Source organism: Citrobacter cronae (assembly GCF_016893685.1).
In the GTDB taxonomy this organism is placed as follows: domain Bacteria; phylum Pseudomonadota; class Gammaproteobacteria; order Enterobacterales; family Enterobacteriaceae; genus Citrobacter; species Citrobacter werkmanii.
The window spans coordinates 1,951,224-1,958,710 of record NZ_CP069763.1 but is presented as its reverse complement, the minus strand read 5'-3'; the positions used below and the strand labels follow the sequence as shown (position 1 = coordinate 1,958,710).

The window sequence follows — 7,487 nt, the reverse complement described above, 5'->3', positions numbered from 1 at the left end:
GATAAAAAAACAGCGCCCAACACCACTCCGGGCGCTGCATGGCAACCTTATTCCAGACTGTTCACCGCCTGACGCATACCTTGTACCAGAATCATTTCCAGATTGGCTGTCACCTGCTCAGCAAGACCTGGCAATAACGTTAAATCTTCACCCCAGTGCGCGGCCTCGCCGAGCACTGCATTCACCAGTTCCCGCAGCGTTAAATCATTGCCAACTTGCGGCCACAGGCTGGCATACAGATTTATCCACTGCTCGTCATCCTGCAATGGATAGCCTTCCCCGGCCCGTTCACCGCGATAAAACGCCAACAGCGCGGCCAGAGCGAAGGTTAAGCGCACAGGCCAACATTCATTTTGCTGGCCCGCCAGCAGTTGCGGCAATATACGGGTGCGGAATTTGGTCATGCCGTTAAGCGCGATGGAAAGTAACTGATGGCGAATGTAGGGGTTCTGAAAACGCCCGCTCACCGCACCGGCAAATTCGCGCAGTTCATCGGCGTCGAGATCCAATACCGGTATAATTTCCTCGCTAATCGCCCGCTCGACAAAACGGCGGACATCGGCATCCTGCATCGCTTCGCCAACGGTATCCAGCCCGCACAGCCAGGCAACCGGCACCAGCGCCGTATGCGCGCCGTTCAGAATCGCGACCTTACGTTCCTTGTACGGCTTAATATCGTTTACTACTCGGATATTCAGAGGGCATTGCGCCAGCTTTAACTCTTCAGCCAGCCATACAGGTCCCTGAATCACGAACAGATAAAAGTGTTCCGCGGTATCGAGAAATGCATCGTGATAGCCAAGCGTAGCTTCCAGCGCGGCGGCTTCTTCGCGCGGGTAGCCGGTAACAATGCGGTCAACCAGCGTGGAACAGAAAGTATTCGCCCTTTCCACCCAATCGGCAAACGCCGCAGGAAGCTGCCAGTCCTGCGCATACTGCAGCACCAGCGTTTTAAGCACATCGCCGTTATAGTCGATCAGTTCGCAAGGAATAATCACCCAGCCCTTATCCACCGCCCCCGCAAAATGGTTAAAGCGCTCCAGCAGCAGTCGCGTCAGTTTGGCCGGAAAACTCACTGGCGGGGTATCATCCACACGGTCCGCCGCATGATAGCTAATCCCGGCTTCAGTGGTGTTCGAAAACACAAAGCGGATGTCCGCATTGTGCGCCAGCGTCAGATACGCCGCGAAATCCTTGTACGGGTTGATTTCGTTATTCACCGAACGAATCAGCCGCGCCTCGCTTACCGCCTCGCCCTGCTCGTTCAACCCACGAATAAGCGTGGTATATAACCCATCCTGAGCATTCAGCGACGGCGGAAAATCGGTATTAATCGGGCGAACGATGGTCACGCCAGCATTGAGATCCGTTTTCTCATTAAGGATATCCAGTTGCCAGTCGACAAACGCCCGCAGAAAATTACCTTCACCAAACTGGATCACGCGCGTAGGGTAGCTGACACCCGGAAAATCACGTCGATTCAATGTCTTCATCACACTTATCCTCTCAGAACGTGATCACGCCTTTAATCAGTTCCCGGTTGTTAATCACGTCCCGCTCGTAGATCTCTGCAAGTTGGGCAAACGCGTAACGGTGCGTGAGCATCATGTCGGTGGTCAGTTTGCCTGCCGACATCAGGCGGCCAACCTTGGCAAAATCTTCCGGGGTCGCGTTGCGACTGCCCATCATGGTGGTCTCTTTCTTATGGAACTCAGGATCGGAGAACTGTAAATCGCCTTTAAACAGCCCAACGAAAACGATGCTGCCCCCATGGCGAATCAAATTCACCGTGTTGTTCATCGCATGCTGATTCCCCGTGGCATCAATGACCTTTTGCGCCAGCGAGCCGCCAAACTGAGCGCGCAATTGCGCATCAAAATCTTCAGCAGACGGATCGATAACCGGAAGATCCAGTCGGGAAACCACATGCTCCCGGCGCGCGGGGCTGGTATCCGCCACCACCACTTGCGCGCCATCGGCTTTGGCAATCGCCGCCGCGCCCAGACCAATCGGACCGGCACCGACCACCAGCACCTGCTCACCCGGCGCTACCGCCGCCCGACGTACCGCATGTGCGCTGATGGCATAAGGCTCAATCAACGCCGCCGCCTGCGGGTCAATGCCCTGCGCATCCAGCAGGTTGGTCACCGGCACGGACAAGTATTCGCTGAAGCCGCCATCCTGGTGCACGCCAATCACTGAAATATTCTCGCAGCAGTTGGTGCGCCCGCTCTGGCATGCCGGACACTGCTGACAGGCTACGTAAGGAATAACCGCCACCTGCTGGCCATTTTTCAGATTTTGTATATTTTTACCCAGCCCGACAATTTCCCCACATATTTCATGGCCTAATACACGTGGATAGCTGAAAAAAGGTTGATTGCCGCCCCAGGCATGAATATCGGTGCCACAAATTCCCACCGACTTAATTTTAATTAATGCCTCACCCTCACCCGGAACAGGTATTTCACGCTCTTTCCAGACTAATTTTTTAGGTTCCTGGCAAATCAACGTATTCATCGTAGACATGATTCTGCTCTCCTGTTTTTTTGTTGCCTCAGATATCGACGAAAATAAAAAAACCGGAGAAAGCGGAAACGTAATCTGTGAATCTCAGCGCATAAAAATGTTTTAAATCGGGTTTTAATAGCGAAAAAGGAGACGCCATGAGCCGTTCACAGAACTTACGCCACAATGTGATTAACCAAATAATCGATGATATGGCGCGTGGTCATATCCCTTCCCCACTTCCGTCGCAAAGCGCGCTGGCCGAGATGTACAACATCAGTCGCACCACCGTGCGCCATATGCTGAGCCATTTAAGCGAATGCGGCGTACTGACGCAGGTCGGCAGCCACTATGTCATCGTGCGTAAACCTGACCATGACGACGGTTTTGCCTGCACCACCGCCTCCATGACCGAGCAAAACCGGATCTTCGAGCAGGCTTTTTTCACTATGATCAACCAGCGCCAACTGCGCGCAGGCGAGAGTTTCTCCGAACTGCAGCTTGCCAAAGCCGCAGGCGTCAGTCCGGTAGTTGTGCGGGAATATCTTTTAAAATTCGAACGTTACAACCTGATTAAAAACGAAAAACGCGGTCAATGGAGCATGAAGCAGTTCGATCAGGCCTATGCGGAACAGCTGTTTGAACTCAGAGAAATGCTTGAGACCCATTCTTTGCAGCATTTCCTCAATCTGCCCGATGATGACCCGCGCTGGCTGCAGGCCAAAACGCTGTTGGAGCGCCATCGCATCCTGCGCGACAGCATCGGCAGCAGCTTTCGTATGTTCTCGCAGTTAGACCGTGAGTTTCATGCTTTACTGCTCTCTGCTGCCGACAATATATTTTTTAATCAATCACTTGAAATCATCTCCGTGATTTTCCACTTCCACTATCAGTGGGATGAAAGCGATCTTAAACAGCGCAATATCATTGCCATCGATGAGCATATGACCATCCTCAGCGCGCTGATCTGCCGCAGCGACCTGGATGCCACCCTGGCGCTATGTAACCATTTGAATACAGCCAAACAATCGATGATCCGCTCCATTAATCAAAGTAGCGCTGCTGCGCATTAAGTACCGATAAAAAACAGCAAACCATTACCGGGAGCACGATTTTATAAAAATATAAACCCCTGAAAAATACCTCTTGCCTATGCTCACGCTAAGTCGACTGCATTAAAAACTTTTGTGAGCGGTGATGAGTAAATTGATTCATCACTGGTATTTTTTCAATACTGCACAGCCCACTGCTGTGTGAAAATAAATTATTGAGGTTCAGGAGTCCGGCGTGGAAAAAAATAATATTACCCTCGACCCGAGTTCTTCGTTTGACACGTCGTCATCAGCGGATATTAATGTTCCGCCTGAGGGCATGGTACAACGCAGTAGCCGAATTAAACGTATTCAGACCACAGCAATGATTTTATTATTTTTTGCTGCGGTGATTAATTACCTCGACCGTAGTTCATTATCAGTCGCCAACTTAACAATTCGGGAAGAACTGGGGCTGAGCGCCACGCAAATCGGCGTCCTGCTGTCGGTCTTCTCTCTCGCTTACGGTATTGCACAACTGCCCTGCGGCCCGCTGCTGGATCGCAAGGGTCCGCGCATTATGTTAGGACTCGGGATGTTCTTCTGGTCGCTGTTTCAGGCGCTGTCCGGGATGGTACACAGCTTCACTCAGTTTGTGCTGGTGCGTATTGGCATGGGGATCGGCGAAGCGCCCATGAACCCGTGCGGCGTAAAAGTCATCAACGACTGGTTTAACATCAAAGAGCGCGGCCGCCCCATGGGTTTATTTAACGCCGCCTCCACCATCGGCGTCGCCATTAGTCCACCGATTTTGGCTGCAATGATGCTGGTTATGGGCTGGCGCTGGATGTTTATTACCATCGGCGTGCTGGGCATTTTCCTCGCCATCGGCTGGTACATGTTGTATCGCAACCGCGAGCAGATTGATCTGAGCGCCACAGAACAGGCTTACCTGAACGCCGGTAGCGTCAATGCCCGCCGCGATCCGCTGAGCTTTGCCGAATGGCGCAGCCTGTTCCGCAACCGTACCATGTGGGGCATGATGCTGGGCTTTAGCGGCATCAACTACACCGCATGGTTATACCTGGCCTGGCTGCCGGGCTACCTGCAGACCTCCTACAACCTGGATTTAAAAAGCACCGGCTTAATGGCGGCCATTCCGTTCCTGTTTGGCGCAGCTGGCATGCTGATTAACGGTTTTGTCACCGACTGGCTGGTGAAAGGCGGTATGGCACCGATTAAGAGCCGTAAGATTTGTATTATCGCCGGGATGTTCTGCTCTGCAGCCTTCACCTTCGTGGTACCGCAGGCGACAACGTCAATGGCCGCGGTGTTACTGATCGGTATGGCGCTGTTCTGTATCCACTTCGCCGGAACCTCCTGCTGGGGCTTGATCCACGTCGCCGTCGCCTCACGTATGACCGCCTCCGTAGGCAGTATCCAGAACTTTGCCAGTTTTATCTGCGCGTCCTTCGCGCCGATCGTTACCGGCTTTATTGTGGATACCACTAACTCTTTCCGCCTGGCGCTGATTATCTGCGGTTGCGTCACCATGGTGGGCGCCCTCGCCTACATCATCCTGGTGCGCCAGCCCATTAGCGATCCACGTAAAGATTAATCCTCCAGATGCCCGATAACACCGCGCTTATCGGGCATGTTATGCTCCACGTATGAACATTATCTTGCGCGCCACGACTCTGGCAGAAACTGCCGCTCTTCCCGCCATCGAACGATCTGCGGGGCAACGTTTTTTACTCACCCCCGACCTGGCGTGGATTGCTGACGACCAGATTATATCGGCTGCTCAGCATCGGGCATTTGCTGCCGCTGGCATGAGCTGGCTGGCGCAGGTCGATGAGCATCCGGTCGGTTTTTTGGTAGCCGAAACGCTGGGGTCATCGCTGTTTATTGCTGAACTGTCGCTGCATCTGGAGTGGCAGGGAAAAGGAATTGGCCGCAGATTGATTGGCTACGTTGCCGAGCAGGCTCGCGAGAAAGGTTATACGTCACTGACGCTGACCACTTTCCGCGATGTGCCGTGGAATGCGCCGCTATATGCGAGGCTGGGTTTTGAAATGCTGGCTGACGAGACGCTTTCGCCGGAATTGCGCGAAAAAAGAGCTGAAGAGGTGGCGCATGGGCAGACGTACGAACGACGCTGCGCCATGCGCCTGATGCTGCGTTGATTGCCCGATGGCGGCTACGCCTTATCGGGCATCACAGGCTTAGAACGTTTCCCAGTTATCACCGGCATCAGTTACCGCTGCTTTACGCGGCTGGACCGTTGAAACCGGTTTAGCGGCGGCAACGTCGCGCGCGCGCTGCTGGTCATGCTGAATACGGAACACGGCTACGGCCTGGGTCAGACGGCTGGCCTGCTCTTCCAGCGCCGCAGCGGCAGCGGCGGATTCTTCCACCAGCGAGGCGTTCTGCTGCGTCACGCGATCCATCTCTGCAACGGCCAGACCCACCTGGTCGATACCGCGGCTCTGCTCATCAGAGGCGGAGGCAATTTCACCCATGATATCGGTCACGCGGGTTACCGCATTGACGATCTCATCCATGGTTTCACCAGCGCTTTCCACCAGCGTTGACCCCACATCCACACGGCTGACCGAGTCTTCAATCAGGCTCTTGATCTCGCGCGCGGCCTGCGCACTACGCTGGGCCAGGTTACGCACTTCACCCGCAACCACCGCAAAACCACGCCCCTGCTCGCCCGCACGTGCGGCTTCTACCGCGGCGTTGAGCGCCAGAATATTGGTCTGGAAGGCAATGCCGTCGATAACGCTGATAATATCGGCGATTTTCTGCGAACTGGAAGCAATATCGCGCATGGTTTGCACCACGTTATCGACCACTTTACCGCCTTTCTGCGCGGTTTCTGAAGCGCTCAGCGCCAGATGGCTGGCCTGACGCGCGTTTTCGGCGTTCTGCTTCACGGTCGCCGTCAGTTGTTCCATGCTGGCCGCCGTTTCTTCCAGAGAAGCCGCCTGCTGCTCGGTACGTGAGGAGAGATCGTTGTTGCCCATCGCAATCTCGCTGGCGCCGCTGTAAATCGCGTTAGCGCCGTTACGCACGTCACCCACGGTGTTCATCAGTTCACCCTGCATGTGGCGCAGGCTTTCCGCCAGTTGTCCAATCTCGTTGGAACCTTCCACCTCAATACGCTTCACCAAATCGCCGCTGGCGATATGACGAATGCTTTCAATCAGGCGGTTCATCGGAGAGATCAGCGTCAGTTTGATACCAAACCACACCGCAACGATAGCGGCCAGCACGGTAATCAGTACACACACCAGCACCCACATCGCCTGGCTATAGGAAGCGTTATTGTCCTCAACCGCGATGTCATACAGGCGATCGTTCTGCTGCATGTAACTCATGTACTGCTTCTCAAAACCGTCCTGATAGCTCTGAGTCGGTTGATCAAAAAACGCGTTGATCTTGCCTTCACCCAGTAACTGGATCAGCTCCGCCAGCGCGCCGTGATAGATGTCATAGGTGCGGTTGATCTCCTGGAACGCGGCTTCGCTTTGACGCGGATCGCGCGGAAGCGACTCGTAAATCGCCCAGTTTTTTTCGGTCAGCTTCAGGGCATTGCTCGCCACCTGCATCAGTTCTGCAACGGTCGCGCCGCTGCCGATGTTGCTCTGATCCATCATGTAGCGAATCCCCGCCCGGTTCAGGGTATTACGCGTTTGCAGTAGCTCAACCCAGGTAGCGTTCAGCGCAGACTGCTGCTGGCGAATGGTTTGCAGAACGGTAAAGTTCTCTTTGTCATTCTTCAGTGAGTTAAAAAACAAGCCGCCTGAGGCGAGCTGTAAAAGGCCAAATAGCGCCAATACCAGCAGTAAGCTGGTAACAATCTTCATTCGTTTTAACATGTTTTCTCTTTCCGCTAGACAGATATCTGGGTTTTCGGCCTGGAAAGAGAAAACTTTATGG

At 53.9% G+C, this 7,487-nt stretch carries 6 protein-coding genes; 3 read left to right on the top strand and 3 right to left on the bottom strand.

Translation table 11 applies throughout. The features are described 5' to 3' along the window. Positions 1-47: 47 nt before the first annotated feature. Both JSN25_RS08355 and JSN25_RS08350 read right to left on the bottom strand, forming a co-directional pair. A complete protein-coding gene (locus JSN25_RS08355) occupies positions 48-1,493 on the bottom strand; it encodes a tagaturonate reductase (protein WP_204525613.1) in 1,446 nt (481 codons plus the stop codon). A gap of 13 nt (positions 1,494-1,506) precedes the next feature. Continuing rightward, positions 1,507-2,529 (bottom strand): zinc-binding alcohol dehydrogenase family protein, encoded by a 1,023-nt coding sequence (locus JSN25_RS08350; protein WP_204525612.1) that lies wholly within the window; start codon positions 2,527-2,529, stop codon positions 1,507-1,509. Between the two features lie 137 nt (positions 2,530-2,666). Here JSN25_RS08350 and JSN25_RS08345 point away from each other — a divergent pair, with 137 nt between their 5' ends. From JSN25_RS08345 to JSN25_RS08335, 3 genes are all read left to right on the top strand, one after another. Further along, entirely contained in the window at positions 2,667-3,581 is a 915-nt protein-coding gene (locus JSN25_RS08345; RefSeq protein ID WP_204525611.1) for a GntR family transcriptional regulator, read from the top strand. Positions 3,582-3,795: 214 nt separating this feature from the next. After that, positions 3,796-5,157 carry an MFS transporter gene (locus JSN25_RS08340; RefSeq protein ID WP_087857417.1) on the top strand — a complete coding sequence of 454 codons (1,362 nt, stop codon included), beginning with the start codon at positions 3,796-3,798 and terminating at the stop codon, positions 5,155-5,157. Positions 5,158-5,209: 52 nt separating this feature from the next. Next, positions 5,210-5,725 carry a GNAT family N-acetyltransferase gene (locus JSN25_RS08335; protein WP_204525610.1) on the top strand — a complete coding sequence of 172 codons (516 nt, stop codon included), beginning with the start codon at positions 5,210-5,212 and terminating at the stop codon, positions 5,723-5,725. 39 nt (positions 5,726-5,764) lie between these two features. Here JSN25_RS08335 and tsr read toward each other — a convergent pair whose 3' ends face one another. Then, complete coding sequence (gene tsr / locus JSN25_RS08330; RefSeq protein ID WP_038636951.1) at positions 5,765-7,426, bottom strand: methyl-accepting chemotaxis protein; 1,662 nt, start codon at positions 7,424-7,426, stop codon at positions 5,765-5,767. Positions 7,427-7,487 lie beyond the last annotated feature (61 nt).